Origin of the sequence: Spirosoma montaniterrae, from assembly GCF_001988955.1 — a bacterium.
In the GTDB taxonomy this organism is placed as follows: domain Bacteria; phylum Bacteroidota; class Bacteroidia; order Cytophagales; family Spirosomataceae; genus Spirosoma; species Spirosoma montaniterrae.
The window spans coordinates 2,928,649-2,944,853 of sequence record NZ_CP014263.1 but is presented as its reverse complement, the minus strand read 5'-3'; the positions used below and the strand labels follow the sequence as shown (position 1 = coordinate 2,944,853).

13 protein-coding genes are annotated in these 16,205 nt (G+C 53.5%); 1 reads left to right on the top strand and 12 read right to left on the bottom strand.

The window, feature by feature from the left end:
- Positions 1–70: 70 nt before the first annotated feature.
- Positions 71–850, bottom strand: coding sequence for an O-methyltransferase (locus AWR27_RS12765; RefSeq protein WP_077131525.1), 780 nt, complete (start codon positions 848–850; stop codon positions 71–73).
- A gap of 1 nt (position 851) precedes the next feature.
- Positions 852–1,238: a Co2+/Mg2+ efflux protein ApaG gene (gene apaG / locus AWR27_RS12760; protein WP_077131524.1), complete on the bottom strand. Its 387-nt coding sequence runs from the start codon at positions 1,236–1,238 to the stop codon at positions 852–854.
- Positions 1,239–1,377: 139 nt separating this feature from the next.
- On the opposite strand from apaG, the gene ung reads away from it, so the two are divergent.
- Positions 1,378–2,043, top strand: a complete 666-nt coding sequence (gene ung / locus AWR27_RS12755) for a uracil-DNA glycosylase (RefSeq protein ID WP_077131523.1) — start codon at positions 1,378–1,380, stop codon at positions 2,041–2,043.
- Positions 2,044–2,145: 102 nt separating this feature from the next.
- Here ung and lepB read toward each other — a convergent pair whose 3' ends face one another.
- The 10 genes from lepB to AWR27_RS12705 all read right to left on the bottom strand — a co-directional run bounded on the left by lepB (position 2,146) and on the right by AWR27_RS12705 (position 16,081).
- On the bottom strand, positions 2,146–3,318 hold the full coding sequence (gene lepB, locus AWR27_RS12750; RefSeq protein ID WP_077131522.1) for a signal peptidase I: 1,173 nt from the start codon (positions 3,316–3,318) through the stop codon (positions 2,146–2,148).
- A gap of 95 nt (positions 3,319–3,413) precedes the next feature.
- A complete protein-coding gene (dapB, locus tag AWR27_RS12745) occupies positions 3,414–4,166 on the bottom strand; it encodes a 4-hydroxy-tetrahydrodipicolinate reductase (RefSeq protein ID WP_077131521.1) in 753 nt (250 codons plus the stop codon).
- A gap of 97 nt (positions 4,167–4,263) precedes the next feature.
- On the bottom strand, positions 4,264–5,076 hold the full coding sequence (locus AWR27_RS12740) for a DUF5683 domain-containing protein (RefSeq protein ID WP_077131520.1): 813 nt from the start codon (positions 5,074–5,076) through the stop codon (positions 4,264–4,266).
- A 67-nt stretch (positions 5,077–5,143) separates the two neighbouring features.
- Positions 5,144–6,070 carry a ParB/RepB/Spo0J family partition protein gene (locus AWR27_RS12735; RefSeq protein WP_077131519.1) on the bottom strand — a complete coding sequence of 309 codons (927 nt, stop codon included), beginning with the start codon at positions 6,068–6,070 and terminating at the stop codon, positions 5,144–5,146.
- Positions 6,071–6,132: 62 nt separating this feature from the next.
- Positions 6,133–6,915 carry a ParA family protein gene (locus AWR27_RS12730; RefSeq protein ID WP_077131518.1) on the bottom strand — a complete coding sequence of 261 codons (783 nt, stop codon included), beginning with the start codon at positions 6,913–6,915 and terminating at the stop codon, positions 6,133–6,135.
- Between the two features lie 252 nt (positions 6,916–7,167).
- Entirely contained in the window at positions 7,168–8,793 is a 1,626-nt protein-coding gene (locus AWR27_RS12725; RefSeq protein ID WP_232325826.1) for a glycoside hydrolase family 32 protein, read from the bottom strand.
- A 45-nt stretch (positions 8,794–8,838) separates the two neighbouring features.
- Positions 8,839–10,557 (bottom strand): RagB/SusD family nutrient uptake outer membrane protein, encoded by a 1,719-nt coding sequence (locus AWR27_RS12720; protein ID WP_077131517.1) that lies wholly within the window; start codon positions 10,555–10,557, stop codon positions 8,839–8,841.
- An 18-nt stretch (positions 10,558–10,575) separates the two neighbouring features.
- Entirely contained in the window at positions 10,576–13,728 is a 3,153-nt protein-coding gene (locus AWR27_RS12715; RefSeq protein WP_077131516.1) for a SusC/RagA family TonB-linked outer membrane protein, read from the bottom strand.
- A gap of 22 nt (positions 13,729–13,750) precedes the next feature.
- Entirely contained in the window at positions 13,751–14,641 is an 891-nt protein-coding gene (locus AWR27_RS12710; RefSeq protein ID WP_077131515.1) for a carbohydrate kinase family protein, read from the bottom strand.
- 105 nt (positions 14,642–14,746) lie between these two features.
- On the bottom strand, positions 14,747–16,081 hold the full coding sequence (locus tag AWR27_RS12705; RefSeq protein WP_077131514.1) for a sugar porter family MFS transporter: 1,335 nt from the start codon (positions 16,079–16,081) through the stop codon (positions 14,747–14,749).
- Positions 16,082–16,205 lie beyond the last annotated feature (124 nt).

The window sequence follows — 16,205 nt, the reverse complement described above, 5'->3', positions numbered from 1 at the left end:
TGCTGGTTTTCCATAAAAAGCGAATGCCATTACGTCAAGTAATGGCATTCGCTTTTTATGGAAAACTCAGTCAAAACCGCAACACGAAATCCTGCTTTGGCTGCTCTTTTCTGAAAAAGACAAGCCCAACCCAGAATAAATCGACCGTGACCGTAACAGCAGGGTGAGTTTTTAAATAGGTCCAGGCTCGTTCCATATCGGCTGACCAGTGAATGTCGTCAAACACAAACACAGTGTCATTGTGCGCGTAGGGGAGGAGCGTTTCAAAATACCGGACAGTCGGTTCGTAGCGGTGGTTGGCATCGAAAAATACCAGGTCAACCATTGATAACCCTGCCGTTTGCTGGATTAGTGTTTGGTCGAGGTTGCCTACTATAATTTCTACGTTTGATAGATTTAGTTCGTCAACGTTTCGACGTGCTACGGTGGCTGTTTGCGGGCATCCCTCAAACGTCAACACACGGCCCTGTTGCGGGCGAACGGCTTCGGCTAAATATGCCGTAGTCAGACCGAGCGACGTGCCCAGTTCAAGTACCGTTCGCGCTTCAGAATGCCGGAGAAGCCGAAACAACAGTCGTCCAAAGCGTTCAGATTTTTGCGAGGTACGGGCAATATCGCTAATACGTCGGCGGTTAGAACGGTTCAGGCGCGAACCGGCTCCGTAGTCGGTAATCTGAATGGAATGGCGGTTGTTCAGGAGCCGTTGCCGCAGTGCACGAATTGGGCGGAAAGCCGCTTCGCGCCGATTGTCGGCACGGATAACAGTAGTGTAGAGCGAAAATAAAAACGGCGAATGAAGAGAATGCTCGTCGCGGGCGCGGGCGAGATAGCGGAGATAAGCGAGAAACAACTTAATTCAGTTTAAACGGCGCAATCATCGTGAATTCGGGAATGGTAACGCGTACCTGTTTGCCGTCGATGATGCGTTCGATGAGGTAAGTACCGGTCATTTTGCCCATACTTGAGCGCAAATTGCAACCCGACACGTACTCATGCACTTCGCCGGGTTCAAGTACGGGCTGCAAACCCACTACCCCTTCACCTTCTACCTCGCGAACAGTGCCGTTCGAGTCAAAAATCAGCCAATGCCGCCGAAGCAACTGGATGGTGTAGTCGCTTGCGTTTTCAATCGTGATCCGGTACGTAAACACGTAATGTGCCTGCATCGGGCTTGAATAATCCGACTGGTACTCGGTCTTCACGCTAACTTTTACGCCTTCTGTGACGGACGATACCATAAAATTCGTGTCGTTTGGCAACCTTACAACGAAAATTAAGTTGATTAGTTCTGTTACGCAAGAACCCGCTCCAAAAAATTTTTGCAGCTAATTCTGTCTTGTTTACGTATAGACAATCCGTTCACGCATTCGTTTACTCATGAAAGTATCTATCGCCGAGTCCTGGCAGTTGCGGCTACAAGCCGAATTTGATAAGCCGTACTTTGTTCAGTTAGCCGAATTTCTGCGGCACGAATATAGTACGCAACGTGTGTTCCCTCCGGGACGGCTGATTTTCAACGCGTTCGACAAATGCAGTTTCGACGATACACGGGTCGTTATTTTAGGTCAGGACCCCTATCACGGCGAAGGGCAAGCCAACGGATTGGCGTTTTCAGTGGCCGATGGCATCCAAAAACCACCATCGCTCGTCAATATTTTTAAGGAGATTCAGGACGATTTAGGGAAACCCATACCGAAATCAGGTAATCTCGAACGCTGGGCGAGTCAGGGCGTAATGCTGCTCAATGCTACACTGACCGTGCGTGCAGGGCAGGCCGGATCGCATCAGGGCAAAGGCTGGGAGACGTTCACCGACGCCGTGATTAAATTAATATCCGACGAGAAAGAGAACGTGGTGTTCATGCTTTGGGGAGCCTACGCCCAAAAGAAAGGCGCGGTTATCAACAGCAAAAAGCACCTGATTCTGAAAGCTAAACATCCTTCCCCAATGGCTGCACAGTGGGGAGGCTGGTTCGGCAACAAACACTTCAGCCAGGCCAATGAATACCTCGAAAGCAAGGGGCTGAAGCCGATAGAATGGTAGTTATTGCGTTATAAAGTTACAGGGTTGTAAAGTTGGCTCCGCCGGTTTCTGAACGCGCCAGCTAACTTTACAACCCTGTAACTTTATAACTATACAACTTTTTTAGTCTATCGTTCTGAACAGGCGGTTCCAGCGGATTTTGTTCCAGATGTTAGCTGGATTGGGGTCGAGCGACATCCAGACGAATACCGCTTTACCAACAATGTGGTCTTCGGGTACAAAGCCCCAAAACCGCGAATCGAGCGAGTTGTCGCGGTTGTCGCCCATCATGAAGTAATAATCCTGCTTAAACGTGTACGACGTAATCGGCTGACCGTTGATTTTGATGCTCGTGGGGGTGGTCTCTACCTTTTCGTTACCCTCATAAAGTTCAATGACCGGGCCGTAGAGCGCAACCGTTTTGGCATCAATTTGAATGGTTGCACCCTTTTTCGGAACGGTAATCGGACCAAAATTATCGTGATTCCAGTTAAACGTTGGCGTACCGTAAATGCCCGGCATGGTTTCGCCCGGCTTGTCGACGAGCGGCTCGATACCTTTCACCCAATCAAAGTTTTTGAACTGAGCAATAACGTCTTCTGTGGTATTAAGTACGTAGCCAACCAAAGCCGTTGTTTTGGTCGAATCGTTATATTGCTCCTGCGGTTTCCAGTTCTCGGTAGGCTGGTTCGGGTCGCGGTAGTCATTCACGATGTCGTATTTACGGAAGAAATTCGCGTCGAGCACCTCAGTCGTTTTGATGAAAAATTTATACTCGGAGCGGGGTGGCTTCGGAAACTCTTTGCCGTTTACGTACACCACGCGCTGCTTTATTTCGAGAACGTCGCCCGGAATGCCGATGCAGCGTTTGATATAGTTGGTTTTCAAATCGACAGGGTAGTCGATGTTTTCGTTCAGGTATTTGGGCGGCACGTTAAATACGACCACGTCGCCATTCTTAACGCTTGTGAAGCCCGGCAGGCGGTACGACGGCAACTGAATGGCCGTGCTATACGACGGAATGTTGGTGCCCCAGATTTTCTGGTGCGTTAGTGGCACTTGCAGGGGCGTCCGGGGTGTTCGGGTGCCGTAGTGGAGTTTGCTGACAAACAGAAAATCGCCCACCATCAGGCTATTCTCCATCGAAGGCGTTGGAATCGTAAAGGCTTCCATAAACAGCCACCGAATGAGTGTTGCGGCCACAACGGCAAACAGAACCGAGTCGAACCATTCGCGGATGGCCGATTTTTTAGCTTTGGCCGGCTTCACGTCGGCACGAGTTTTTACTTCAGACACAGTATTCTACAAGTTATAAGTGATGAACGATGAGTGATGAATGATGAACGATGAGTGCTACACAAGAAATGACCTGGCGTCAGCAAACTCATCACTCATCGTTCATCACTCATCACTCCTAACAGATCATCCATCCCAAACACGCCTTCGCGGCCAGCGAGCCACTCGGCAGCCACAACGGCACCGAGCGCAAAGCCCTGTCGGCTGTGGGCGACGTGCGTAATTTCTATCAGGTCAACGTCCGAATCGAACCGGACGGTATGCGTACCGGGCACCGCGCCTTCGCGCAGCGACTCAATTTCAACCGCATCGGCCTGATTTTCACCCAAATTTGGATGGTCGGTTTCTTTAAGCGTCCAACGGCTTTTGTGTGGTAAGTGTTCCAGCAATCCTTCTGCCAGTGTAATGGCCGTGCCACTGGGCGCGTCTTTTTTCTCGGTATGATGAATTTCGGTCATCGATGCCCGATACGACGGATAATCGCGCATGAACTTCGCCAGCGTTTTGTTGAGCCGGAAAAACAGGTTTACGCCAATGCTGTAGTTCGACGCATAAAAAAATGCGCCGTTTGTATCGCGGCACAACTGCTCGACTTCGGCACGGTGGCTGAGCCAGCCGGTTGTGCCGCAGACTACGGGCCAGCCGCGTGTCAGGCAGATTTTGATGTTTTCGACCGCCGATTCGGGCGAACTGAATTCAATGACCGCATCAACAGCATCGGCGGGCAGGGTTTCCAGATCAGCACGGTTGTTGACGTCAATGCGGGCTGCAATCTGATGGCCCCGGTCGAGCGCAATCTGCTCAATGGTTTTCCCCATTTTACCGTAGCCAAGAAGAAGAATATTCATAGGTAATGAAAAGTGAAAAATGTAGAATGAAAAGTGAAGGGATTACCAATGCTTTAGTGAAAGACTATAACATTTTTCATTTTTCATTCTACATTTTTCATTTGAATGTTAGTGCAACCCGAACACCGGGAACGAGGCCGGTGCTGGGCATGGGCAATATGCTGGGTTCGACGCGCATCGAAATGTCGTCAGAGAGGTCAAAGGTTTTTAGGTGCGCCGATACGTTGGCTTCAACGGCATTGAGCGCGTAGAGTGCGATAGACAAAATTACGTTCAGGTCGCGATACCGGCGATATGTATCATAGGCATTTTTTGCATTGGCTGCCGACCGAAAAACCCCCTCGCCAATTATCACCTGTTCGGGTTTGTCGTACACGGCAGGTATCTTTACTTCGGCCGGATTAATCAAAATACCCGGCACCTGCGTAGGACTAAGCGTGGCTCGTTGCTCGGGCCGAATCATGTTGCCGAACAGCAGGAGTCGATAACCTTCGGCGGCTTCACGGGCCAGGCCCCGATACCGCACAAACAAATAGCCCATCACTCCGAAACCGGCGTAGATGAACGGAATCTTATAATACTGCCTGTTATAGGCTTGCCCCAAACCGGGCAGCATCAGCGACCGAAGCGTAGCAACGCGCGGAACAATCCTGCGAATCTGAGCTTCCTGTTTTGCTGTCAGGCGGGCTGTGTCGGGCCGGACCAATGCACTTGAATCGCTTATTAGTTCGGATTGACCCACACGAATGACCTGCCCGGCAGGAACGGGAATGCTGTCCGTATCGATTTGGGTAGAATCAACGGCTGCGGGCGTAGGAGCTGGCGTAATGGCAGGTTGCTGCGCCCACGAAAACCGAATCGACGCAAGCAGCAACAGCGTAATACGAAGAGCGACAACAAATTGCTTCATGCTTACACAACGTCCCGAACGGCGCGTTTTGATTGGTTCGGTGCGTCGTTACGAAAATTTAACACGCTTACCCCTGCCCCTGCGAGTTCAGCACCTCCAGAATTTTGGTTAGTTCTTCCTGCGAGGTGAATGGTATCTTAATCTCGCCTTTGTGTTTCTCATCGGCTTTAATAGATACTTTCGTGCCAAACAACGACGACAGTTTGAATTGCAAACTGCGCATTTCCTGCTTGGGCAGCGTAACACGCCGGGTAGTAGTGGGCTGATTGGCCTCATCGGCAAGGTTACGAACGGCTTCCTCTACCTTCCGCACCGACCATTCTTCATCGACGGCCCGGTTGAACAGCCGAATTTGCGTGTCGGGGTTGTCGATATTAATAATGGCGCGGGCGTGGCCCATCGAGATGAGGTTGTCGCGGAGGGCGGCCTGAATTACGGGCGGCAGTTTCAGCAGCCGAATGTAATTATTGACCGTTGTGCGATTCTTCCCTACGCGTTCGCCCAGTTCTTCCTGTTTCAGACTACATTCGGTAATGAGCCGCTGATAGCTGAGGGCAATTTCGATGGAGTTGAGGTTTTCGCGCTGAATGTTCTCGATCAGTGCCATTTCCAGCATTTGCTGGTCGTTGGCCGTGCGCACATAGGCCGGGATGGTGACCATCCCAATCAGCTTGGAAGCCTGCAACCGGCGTTCGCCCGAAATAAGCTGGTAGCGATCTTTGCCGAGTTGCCGAACCGTAATAGGCTGAATAATACCCTGCACCCGAATCGATTCGGCCAGTTCCTGAAGAGCTTCTTCATCAAAACGGGTACGCGGCTGGAACGGGTTGGTTTCAATCAGCGACAGCCCAATCTCGGTCATCGTGCTGATGGCCTCGAAAGGCGACGGCTTACTTTGCCGGTTTACGGATTCGCTGTCGTGCAACAGCGCACCCAACCCCCGGCCCAAGCCAATCATTTTCTTATTTGGTGCTTTGGTGTTCGCGTTTTCCATACCTGTAACGCGGGTAAAAACCCGCAGTGTTGGAAGAAATCACGGGCTTCCACCCGCGTTGCTTAGGCTTCCTGTGGCATCAGGCCGTTTTTAATCAAAATCTCGCGGGCGAGGTTCAAATAACTTACCGCGCCTTTGCTGTCGGCATCCTGCGCCAAAGCAGGTACGCCAAAACTGGGCGACTCACTCAGCCGGATATTGCGGGGAATAATGGTATTGAACACCATTTGTTGAAAATGGCTCGTTACTTCACCTACCACCTGATTCGATAGCCGCACGCGCAGGTCGTACATTGTCAGCAAAATGCCTTCAATAGACAGGTTCGTGTTTAGCCTCGACTGAATGATCTTGATGGTATTCAATAACTTACCCAAGCCTTCGAGCGCGAAATATTCACACTGTACGGGAATTATAACTGAGTCGGCGGCTGTGAGACTATTAATGGTAATAAGACCCAGCGAAGGCGAACAGTCGATAATGACAAAGTCATACGAATCGCGGATGCTGTCGAGCGCATTTTTCATCTTGTCCTCGCGGTTCTGAAGATTGATCATCTCAATTTCAGCACCGACAAGGTCAATGTGTGAGGGTAGCAGGTCTAAGTTCGGAAAATCCGTCTGGATAATCGCGTCCTGCGGTCGAACCCCCTCGACCATACATTCATAAATACTGTTCTCGATTTCTTTGGGGTTATACCCCAGGCCCGACGTTGAGTTGGCTTGTGGATCAGCGTCAACGATGAGCGTTTGAAATTCGAGGGCGGCCAAACTGGCGGCTAAGTTGATTGTTGTTGTTGTTTTACCGACGCCCCCTTTTTGGTTGGCGATAGCAATGACTTTACCCATGGGTCTGTGCGTTGCAGACCCAAAGATGCCGGATAGATTTCACGATTCCAAGCGGTGTTCCACGGAATGTTTCACAATAGGTAAGGAATTAATGATAGGGTAATCAATCAACTGCACGAACATTGACTCTACTTTGGCGGGATAACTCGCTAACAGCAAGCATACATACCTATCCTATTTTCTCGCAGCTTTCCGCTGATTTTAGTCTGCGCGAATCGGCGTACTAAAATCAGCGGAAAGACGGGGGAAGCGTTACTCCGAAACCCGGACAACTGGCTTTATCGGCCATAGGGTCAGGCCGCTAAACTCGGCGGTGCCGCCCTCAGCGAATAACTCGATGCCGCCCGCCGTTTCAGTTGGGAAAATCTGGTCGGTAAGTACGCGCTCACCATCGTTGATGAACACTTCTACAATTGACTTATCAACGAAGATGCGCAGCTTCACCGCGCCGTTCTGCAATGCTACGGGAGCCTCGTCAACGCTGGCAAATCGTTTGTTAAACGCTACATTGCCCGACCGCCGACGGTCTACCTGTAATTTGCCATCAACATATTGCACAAGAGTTTCTTCGTTAGAGCCTTTCGCCAGTCTGATGCCCGCCGTTTTGGCTGTGCCAGGCCGAAGCGTAAGCTCCAGTTCGTAAGTATTATCGGTGTTTTTCTGCCATACCCGGCTCTCGTTGTTTAGCCGCATAGTTGCTACGTTGCTGGCCGGGCCGCGCAGAGTACGAACGCTCGTAATGGGCTGTTGCACAAGCTGTAAACCCGAAGCCGTGCGTTTCAGGCTGATTTGCCGGGGCAGCGACATGGCTCCTTTAAAGGGCATTGTCGGCAGGTCGTTAGCATAGGCCCAGTTGTTGAGCCAGCCCACCATAACCGGTCCGGGCTGCGAACCGGGCAAATCGTTGTACTGAATAGCCGCATAGTAATCTTTGCCCCAGTCAACCACGGCTCCGGCGTAGGAATTTCCTGAAATCGGCTTCGGATGGGCCGGGTCGAGGGTGAACGTTGTGCCGTCGAAGTTGCCAACAAAATACTGCATACCAACGTAATCGGGCTGGGGGTGGCCCGCCGAAATAAACAGCACCCACCGCGATTGCCCCGACTCTCCCTGAACGGGCACCTGCATCAGGGCCGGGCATTCCCAAACTTTCGAGGTGTCGCCAGTGGGGCCGAAATGGCTTAGAAACTCCCATTTTTTCAGGTCTTTCGATGCGTAGAAAGCCGCCCGGTGTTCCTTTGCTTTCACGGTTGCCATCACCCATTTCTGCTGGGGTGCATACCAGAATACGTTCGGGTCGCGAAACTCTTTGCTGCCGATGTCGATAATCGGGTTTTTGTCGTATTGCGTGAACGTGCGGCCCCGGTCGGCACTGTAGGCCAGGTTCTGATATTGATTCGTCTGCTTGTCGTCTTTCGACACGTTGCCGGTGTAAACGGCTACCATACAGTCTTTGGTGCCGGGCGGGCAAAGGCCGTTTTTGTTGCCTTTGTCGATAACCGCGCTACCCGAAAAAATGGCCGTTTTCGTATTGCCATCGGCGTGGGTGAATTCGGGTATTGCCAGTGGCAGGTGTTCCCAGCGCAGCAGGTCTTTGCTTACGGCATGGCCCCAGCTCATGTGCCCCCACTTATTGTCAAACGGGTTGTGCTGATAAAATAAGTGGTACTCACCCTCGTGATACACTAATCCGTTGGGGTCGTTGATCCAGTTTTTTGGGGGTGTAAAATGGTATTGAGGCCGATAATCGGGCGTCGTCTGCCCAAACAATGGTTGCCACAAACAGGCCAGCAGAGCCAGCATTTTAGTCGGTCGTTGCATATGCAGACAGGATTGAATGGTTTTGACAGGATTAACAGGATAAAACAGGATTTTCATAGGTATCTAAATCCTGTTTTATCCTGTTAATCCTGTCAAAAAATGTTAAAATCCGGGGTTTTGCTTGTATAAGCCTTTGGTGAAGTTGATCTCCCGTTGCGGAATGGGCAAATATTCGTCCCGGCCCGCCGTAAACCGTGCTCCGTTCAGAAACGACCGGCGCGTTTTCTCTTTGGTAATGTAGGCGTTCAGGGTTGGTTCGGCAATGCCCCAGCGCACCAGATCGAAGAAGCGCGGCCCTTCGGTGGCAAACTCTAATCGCCGTTCCCACTGCAAGGCCCGCCGTGCATACGCCTGCGTCCAGCCGGTGGCAGTGTAAGGCCGAATCAGATAGTTCGAGGGGTCGGTGCCGTCGGCTTTTTTGGTGCGGGCGGTGCTGCGGGCAGCCCGGTCGCGAAGCTGATTAATCAGCGGCAATGCCTGCGCCTGTTGCCCCAGTTCAATTAGAGCCTCAGCTTTAAACAGCAGCACGTCGGCATAGCGGATGATGTCGATGTTTTTCGACGTACCCATAAATGGCCCCTGCTTTTTGTACGACGAACTGGTTGCCAACTGCTGTTCTTTCATGGTCTGAAAAAAGCCATACACGCCCGGATCACGCACCCAACTGTTGCTGAAGGGCAGAGCCGCATTGTACTTGTATGGATGCCCGTCGATGCCAATCGTGTGATCGACGCGCGGATCGACGGTGGCGGTTTTAAAGTCGATGTTCGCGTCGTTATACGTGTCGAATCTGGGCAGGCCGCTGGCGTCGGTGCCGAAGGCGTTGGCTAAGTTCTGCGTGGGCTGGTGAAAACCGCAGCAGCCGTATTGCGGGGCACCGTGCGGGTAGTTCAGGCCGGTTTCAAAGTTGAGCCGCCCCAGCGTCGTACCATCGTTAATAGAGTACTGTACCGCAAATACCGACTCCACACCATTGTCGAATTCGGGCAGAAAGTTCTCGGCAAAATCGGGTTGAAGGCTATATTTACCGGAGTTGATGACCAGATCGGTGAGCCGCACGACTTCCTGCAATTTGGCCGGGTTAATGCTCGTAACCTTGTTGTTATCGTCCTGCTCATACGCCTGATAGAGCCGCAGTTTGGCTAAATACGCAGCCGCCGTAAACTTGCTGGCCCGCGCTTTCTGCGGTTGCGTTTCGGGCAGGTTATCGACCGCAAACTGAAAATCTGCCCCGATTTTGTCCCAAAGCTGGTCGTTGGTGAACTGCCGGTTCGAGATTGTCAGAATCTGGTCGTTGCTCAGGGTTTCATCGATATACGGCACCCACTTGAACAGCATTTTCAGCATAAAATGGGCATGGCCGCGCAGAAACCGCAGTTCGCCCTGCCGCGTTTTCTTGAGCGGAAACGCCGTTTCGTTCAGGTCGTTAATCGAGCGCAGGGCCACGTTGGCGCGGGAAATGGCTTTGTAATAGTTTTCCCAGGTGAAGGGATGATAAAAACCTCCGCCCTGCTGGGGCTGTGTCAGTACGTGCTGTTCGTAGAAGTTAATGTCTTCGAGGTCAGCTACGCCCCCGCCCCCTTTGTGCGCGTCGTCGGACCGAACGCTGCCATAGACCCACATACTGGCAATGGGGCCAATCATTTCGCCGTTGCCCAGCGAAGCATAGGCCGCCGTAACGAGGGCGTCGGCGTTTTCGGCACTCTTCACATTGTCCGACGAGAGCGTACCCTGCGGCTGGTATTCTAAGAAATCAGTACAGGACGAGAAGAAACCTGCACCCATCAGCAGCAGGCTCGATATAAGTAGTTTCGTTTTCATAGTTGTGAGATGTTGGGTCTACAGAGATACGTTTAAACCAAGCGTGAAGGCACGCGGCACCGGCACCGTGTTAACGTCGACGCGCTCCGGGTCAGGGCCTAAAAAGCTTCCACTTTTGATCCAGAACAGATTCTCGCCCATCAGGAACACCCGCACGCCCGACAGCCCGATACGGCCTACCGTTTCGCGTCGGAAAGTGTAGCCCAACTGCGCATTCCGTAATTTGTAGTACGAGGTGTTGACGTTGAAATAATCGGATGGGCGGGTTTCATTGTTGCCATCCGACAGCGTCAGAGCCGGAATCCGCGATGCGGTATTCTGCGGTGTCCAGGCATCGAATACGCCCGGCCCCACGTTGTCGCGGCCTCGGATGAAGTTGTTATAGAACGTGTACGGATCGAAGCCTGTACGCCCGGCCACACCCGATCCGAAAATCGACAGGTCGAAGTTTTTATAGCCAAACTCGAAGCGGGTGCCATATTCGAGGGCGGGCAGCGTGGTGCCGTAAAACTCCTGATCGAGTGCGTCGATGCGATTATCGCCATTGAGGTCGCGGTAACGGATGCGGCCCGGAGCCGCGCCCACCTGCCGCGCATGCGCATCGACTTCGGCCTGACTCTGGAAAATACCATCGGTGCGATAACCGAACAAGTCGAACTGCGACCGGCCAATGATGGTCGTTACGGCGTTACCGGCAAAGGCCGAGCGAACTTCTTCGGGCAGTACGGTGATGCGGTCGCGGAAGCGGGCAAAATTGGCCGACACGTTGTAGGTAAAATCGCCTTTGGGTTTGCCATAGTAAGTCAGCAGCAACTCAAAGCCTTTGTTGGTTTTGGTGGCTCCATTTACGAATTTCAACTGCCCTTCGCCCACTGCCGATGCCACGGGCGGCTTAATGAGAATGTCGCGGGTTTGGCGTGTGAAATAATCGAACGAACCGACTAAGCTGCCGTTCAGAAAGGCAAAATCGAGTCCAACGTTCAACTCGTCGGTAGTTTCCCAGCGGAGAGCCGTGTTTTCGCCCTGCGTCTGCACAAACCCCGACGGTAGCGTACCCGAATTGGTGCCGTTCAGGTCGTAGGCCGTGCCCACGTTCCAGTACTGGTCGAAAAAGCCGTTATGCCCGTTCGGCACCTGCGACGCCAGCGTGCCGTAACGCGGCTCGAACAACCCAAACCGGGCCAGATCGCCAATGTCCTGATTCCCGATGCGGCCCACGCCTGCCCGCAGTTTCAGGTTGCTGAACAGGTTTTGATTTGCCATAAACGACTCTTTATCAATGCGCCAGCCAATTGAAGCTGCCGGGAAGAAGCCGTACCGATTATCGGCCCCGAAGCGGCTGCTGCCATCCCGGCGCAGCGTCAGCGCGGCCAGATAGCGGTCGTTGAAATTGTAGTCGATACGGGCAAACTGCGAGAGCAGCCGACTGCCGGTTGAGCCACCCGTGCTGCTGGCGTTGCCCGAAGCCGCGCTCAATACGAAGAAATCTTCGGTTTGCACGGCGAAATTTTCGCGATACGAAACGATGTCGTCTAAATTATCGCGGATGGCCTCAATGCCCGCCAATACGTTGAACGAGTGATTGCCGAGGGCAAAATTGTAGCGGGCCGTGTTGGTCCAGGTCAGGCTCAGGAAACGGTTGTTGTTGAGCGTAAGGCTGTTGAGCGACCGGGCGATAAATCCGTTCTGGAACGACTGCTCGATGTTTTTGTTCGTAAAACCCGCATTATCCATGCCGAGCGACGACCGCAGAAACAACCCCCGGATTGGTTCCAGTTCGGCATATACGTTGCCAAACACGAATGTCCGGTTGATTTTGTCCCAGCGGTTGATGTACTGCATAAATACCGGGTTGTTACGATCCGAATAACCCGACCCCAGCGGCCCGGCATACTCGCCTGTTTTGGTAAACATCGGAATTGTGGGTGCCAGCGTAACGGCCAGGCCGGGCGTGGGTGCTCCGCCCAGGTCGGTTGTCACGGGAGTTTCGCGCGAGGTGGTCAGTTGCAGGTTCACGCCGAGTTTAAATCGCCCGTCATACAGGCCCGTCACGCCGTTGATGCGGCCCGTCAGCCGGTTGTAGCCGGTGAATTTCACCAAACCCGAATTGTTGAAATAACTCAGGTTGACCAACAGCGAGGAGTTTTTAGTGCCGCCCGAAATGGTCAGGTCGTTGTTGGTGACGTAGGCCGTTTGGTAGAGTTCGTTCTGCCAGTCGGTATCGCCAACGGGCACATTTGGGTTGCCGCCTACGAATGGGTTCGGCGTTACGCTGGTCAGTTGCGGGTTATTAAAATCTCTGTTCCAGTTGAACGTATAAATTTCACCGTAAGCCGATGCCGGATCGACGCGGTCGTTGACCGATGCCTGCCAGAGGGCGCGGCCCCGGTTAACGGCGTTCAGCATTTTATAGCGTTCGGGCCGTTCGGTTTGCGCCGTGATACTGGTGTTGAACTGTACGTTCAGCTTTCCGTTAGCGTTCGAGCCGTTGTTGGTCGTTACAACGATAACGCCATTCGATGCCCGTGCTCCATAAATCGACGCCGACGATGCATCTTTCAGTACCTGCACCGATTGAATGGTAGTGGGGTTCAGGCTTTGAAACACCTGCGGGCGTTTGGTGGGCACACCGTCGATGATAAACAGCGGGTCGTTGTTGCCGAGCGTGTTGGCTCCCCGAATCAGGATACGGCTGGCCTCACCAGAAGGCGTACCGGTTTTTTCGATGTACAGCCCCGGTGTGCGGCCCTGTAACGCCTGAAGCGGGTTGCCCGAACTGGTGGCTTTCGTTACTGCCGGTTCAATGATGGCAACGGCTCCGGTCAGGTCCTGCCGCCGGGCGGTGGTGTAGCCCAGCACAACCACCTCCGCCAATTGCCCTCCGGCTACCAGCCGAACGGCAATATTGCTTTGATTGCCAATCGAAATTTGCTGATTGGCATACCCGATAAACGAAACTTGCAGGGCTGTGGCCGAGGCCGGTACAGTGATGCTGAACGCGCCTTTGGCATCGGTAGTAGTACCGCTGTTGGTGCCCACAATCAGGATGTTGGCACCGGGCAGGGCTTCGTTGGTTTTGTCGTCGACAACGCTTCCTGTGAGGGTGCGTTGCGCCAGGGCCAGCGACACCGTCATCAGCAGCATGGCTAAAACTAATAAACAGTTTTTCATTAGCGAACACGTTTTGAGTTGATTATTCAGAAAAAGGCAGCAAAAACGATTGATGTAGAATGGTTTGCTCGGAAAATGGCGGAGTGGCTCCGCGCTGCGTGGCTACGTAGGCTCCTGTGGCGCAGGCAAAGGCGAGGGTGTTGTGGGGCGTTTCGCCCTGTACCATCTTGTGCAGAAAAGCCGCCAGAAACGCGTCGCCACTCCCGATGGTATCGGCCACCTCGACCGAAAAACCGGGTTGCCGGTAAAAACCCGACGGGTCGAGCAGGGCGGCACCGTCGGCACCCAGCGTCACGCAGAGCGTTTGAAGGGCGTAACGGTCGCGGACTTGGGCCATTGTTTGATGCAGGTCGTCGCTGACGAAGTCGTGCCAGCCGGCCAATTCGGCCAGTTCGTGTTCATTCAGCTTGGCAATGTCGGCCCGGTGTAGCAGGTCTTCGACCGTGGCCCGCTCGTAATGAGGAGCGCGTAAGTTCACGTCGAACACCCGGCGGTTGGCAACCTCCAGCAAGCCCAGCAGCGTTTCGCGGGTTTGCGGACTTCGCGCAGCCAGGCTGCCGTATACGAACAGATCGCTTTGCCGAACCAACTCCGTCAGGCCCGGCTCCGGCATGATGTAATCCCACGCCACCGGTTGTACAAGCTTGTACGTCACTTCGTTGGCATCTGATACGTTAGCCTTTGCCACGCCCGTCAGGTGCGACTGTCCCACCTGTACATAGCTGGTCGGTATACCTTTCTGGTGCAGAAAATCGAGCAGTTCACGGCCCAGATCGTCGCTGCCGACACGGCTGATGAGTTGGGCATCCAGCCCGAAGTTGCGCAGGTGCAGGGCTACGTTCATCGGCGCACCGCCCGCTTGTTTGCCCGTTGGCAGCACGTCCCAGAGAATTTCACCGAAGCAGGTTATCATAGCAGTTAATATTTACCCCACCCCAACCCCTCCCCGTTAGGGAGGGACTTACCCGCGTAAGCGTTTTGCTTTGCCCCTCCCCGTTAGGGAGGGGTTGGGGTGGGGTCAGTGTACGACAAACGTTTTCTCGACCTGCTCTAAGCTGGTGCCTTTGGTTTCGGGCATGAGCCGAAGCACAAACACGAGTTGCAGCACCATCATCAGGCAGAAGAACAGGAAGGTGTAGGCTCCGCCCAGTTTCTCGGCGAACCACGGAAACGAGAACGTGATGAGCGCGGCCATGAGCCAGTGGGTGAAACTGCCTAAAGCCTGCCCGTTGGCGCGGACTTCATTGGGGAAGATTTCGGAGATGAACACCCAGATAACCCCGCCCTGCGAGAAAGCGAAGAAGGCGATGTACACGAATAGCAATACCGGCACAGCCATGCCACCGAAATCTTCGACGTAGAAAGCACGGGCAACCAGTCCAAGCGTGGCAATCAGCCCCAGCGACCCAATGAGCATCAGGGTGCGCCGACCAAAGCGGTCGATGAGGTTAACCGCCAGCAGCGTAAACAGCAGGTTCACTACACCTACACCCGCCGACGACAGCAGAGCCGAACTTTTGCCCAAACCAGCCATCTCGAAAATGCGGGGCGCGTAGTAGATAATGGCGTTGATGCCCGACACCTGATTGAAGATGGCAAACAGGACGGCCAGCAGCACGGGCGTTTTGTAGCGGGCCGAAAAGAGCCGGGCCGGTTCGTGGGCCAGCGTCTGCTGCTCGGCAGTATGGCGCAGGGCGTCGAGGGTTTGCTCGGCGGTGTCGGGGTCGATGAGTCGCAGCACGTCGCGGGCTTCGGCTACGTTGCCTTTGCGGAGCAACAGCCAGCGCGGACTTTCGGGAATAGTCAGCACGGCCAGCAGAAACAGCAGCGACGGCAGGGCCTGTATGCCCAGCATCCACCGCCAGGCATTATCGCCAATATCCTGCAAGAGATAATTGGAAAGGTAGGCAATGAGAATGCCCAGCACCACATTGAACTGGAACAGAGCCACCAACCGCCCCCGCGATTTGGCGGGCGAAATCTCAGTGATGTACATCGGTGCCGCTACCGACGATGCGCCCACGCCTAACCCACCCAGAAACCGGAAAATAAGGAACAAACTCCAGTCCATTGCCAGCGCCGACCCCAGCGACGATACCAGGTAGAGAACGGCAATCCAGAAGAGTGTTTTGCGTCTGCCGAGACGCTCGGCAGGAATACCGCCCAGCATGGCACCGAGTACCGTACCGACGAGGGCCATCGAAACGGTCAGGCCGTGTTCCCACACGCTCAGGTGCCACAGTCCTTGCAGAGCCTGCTCCACACCGGAGATAACGGCGGTGTCGAAGCCGAAAAGAAAACCACCCAAAGCCGCTGTGATCGACCAGAGAAAAATACGTTGCTGTTGGCGCATAACTGACAGGAGAAAACGTCGAAGTAATGAGCCAAAGCTATGGAGTTATAATCTGGATGAATTACGGAAATCGTTCAGATAGTTATGAAATGAATTTATGAATTAAACATATGATAATCAAGTA